Genomic DNA, 2,244 nt, shown 5'->3' with positions numbered 1-2,244 from the left:
AGCGAGTGGACCTGATTGAGTCCCCAACCTAGTTCGGTTCAAGCAGGCCATGGGCCGTGCTAACATTGGGCTTGAGGCGGTGGCCGACATCGACTACGCAAATGCCACGCGAATCTTTTAACTCGAAGCTAGCTAATGGTGTCATATGACGAAGAGAGCCCTGATCACGGGAGTGACCGGCCAGGACGGTGCGTATCTCTCCCAGCTTCTCCTTGCGAAAGGATATGAGGTCTATGGCCTTGTGCGTCGGTCAAGCACAGCTGAGGTCAATGACGTACGGTTGAGATGGTTGGGTATTGCCGACCAAGTGAATATGGTCGATGGTAATCTTCTCGATCTATCAGGCCTTGCAAGAGTTATTCGCGCTATCCAGCCAGATGAGGTTTACAATCTAGCTGCTCAGTCTTTCGTCAAGTCCTCTTGGCAACAGCCCATTTTAACTGGTCAAGTTACGGCTCTCGGCGTAACGAATGTTCTTGAAGCTATCCGACTCGAGTGCCCTAGAGCGCGTTTTTACCAAGCATCATCTTCGGAGATGTATGGTTTGATACAGGAAGATATGCAATCGGAGGCGACGCCTTTCTATCCTCGATCACCTTATGCTGTCGCCAAGCTTTATGGACATTGGCTCACTGTAAATTATCGAGAGAGTTTCGGTCTTCATGCGTCCAGTGGGATTCTTTTTAATCATGAATCGCCTCTGAGGGGTATCGAGTTCGTAACGCGCAAGGTAACTGACGCAGTTGCCCGCATAAAACTTGGGTTGTCCACCGAGCTTCGTCTTGGCAACATCGACGCTAAGCGCGATTGGGGTCATTCGCGTGACTATGTGGAAGCAATGTGGCTGATGCTCCAGCAGGAGGATCCCGACGACTACGTTGTCGCTACAGGTCGTACTGTGACCGTTCGCGACATGTGCCGTATTGCGTTCGAGCATGTGGGGCTGTCGATGGACCAGCATCTGGTTATCGATGAAAAGCTTTTTCGCCCTGCGGAGGTTGATGTCCTGTTGGGCAATCCAGCGAAGGCCAAGGAAAGGCTTGGATGGGAAGCTCGTACATCCCTTGAAGAAATGATCGTGGAGATGGTCGATGCGGATGTTGATCGTCTGAAACATTGAAATGCTGTGGCAAGGGTTGAAAGGGCTCGCTACCTTTTGAGTGACCGAGCCCAGATGGGCTAGCGGAGGAGGACTGCAGGAGTGACAATCCGCGTCGTGGCTGTGACTGGTGCATCCGGGTTCGTTGGGGAGTGGACGATGCGTCGGCTAGCCAATATTGATGGCATACGCGTGATTCCATTTTTTGAACCAGGGAAGCCTAGACTCACGGACCGATCTTACGTCAACCACCGGATGCAGGAAATCAGACCATTCTCTGTTATCCATCTTGCCGCGATTGCAGCGCAGTCAGAAGTTTCACAAGATTTGCGGCAGGCTTTCGATGTTAATCTTACTGGTACACTAAATCTCGCTGAAAGTATTATTCGGCATTCGCCCGGGACCCGATTGATTTTTTCCGGAACTTCTGAGTGTTACGGTCGAAGTTTTGGCCGGAGTGGCGTCCCCATACTGGAAGGGGCGGCTTTGGAACCGAACTCGTTATATGGTGTGACAAAGGCGTCGGCTGACATACTTCTAGGCCAAATGGCAGCGACGGGTTTGGATGTCGTTCGCTTTCGTCCATTCAATCATACTGGGCCAGGGCAAAGTGAGGCGTATGTTATTGCCTCGTTCGCTAGGCAAATCGCGCGCATTGAGTATGGATTGCAGCCTCCTGTTATCGACGTCGGCAATCTAGGGGCTAGGCGTGACTTCTTGGACGTCAGGGATGTCGTCGAAGCCTACGTCTGCGCGGCAACCCGTCAGCAGCCTTTGCCAATAGGTATCGCACTTAATTTGGCCAGTGGTGAAGCGCGACGTATCGGCGATATTCTGGATGACCTGTGCGCCATGAGCGCCTCTCGGATCACGGTTCGCCAGGACGTGGGACGGATGCGCGCAGGCGACACCCCTCTGGCAACTGGCGATAGCCATTTGGCGCTCAAGTATCTGGGGTGGCGTCCGGCAATCAAATGGAGCGACACTCTGCGAGACGTGCTTGAGTTTTGGCGGGCAAAAATTACAACGATGTCGTAGACCATACCAGTTGACTAGGCTCCGGACCCATAAAAATACTTTCGCTTTGAAGCGTTTTCTGATTCACGGCTCCCGAAGGGAGCCATCGATGGGCACGCACGTTTTCT

General features: G+C 52.7%; 2 protein-coding genes. Both read left to right on the top strand.

Annotated features, from left to right (window positions below):
• The first annotated feature begins 145 nt into the window (after window positions 1-145).
• Entirely contained in the window at window positions 146-1,120 is a 975-nt protein-coding gene (gene gmd / locus ACERNI_RS17890) for a GDP-mannose 4,6-dehydratase (protein WP_448834586.1), read from the top strand.
• Window positions 1,121-1,201: 81 nt separating this feature from the next.
• Window positions 1,202-2,137, top strand: a complete 936-nt coding sequence (locus tag ACERNI_RS17885; protein ID WP_448834585.1) for a GDP-mannose 4,6-dehydratase — start codon at window positions 1,202-1,204, stop codon at window positions 2,135-2,137.
• Window positions 2,138-2,244: the final 107 nt, after the last annotated feature.

This window comes from Camelimonas sp. ID_303_24, from assembly GCF_053543495.1.
Note: the sequence above shows the minus strand (reverse complement) of the source record. Positions and strands in the feature narration are given on the sequence as shown.

What these genes read in the sequence shown, in the direction of transcription:
- gmd (WP_448834586.1), top strand. Translation starts at nt 146, where the DNA reads ATGACGAAGAGAGCCCTGATCACGGGAGTGACCGGCCAGGACGGTGCG.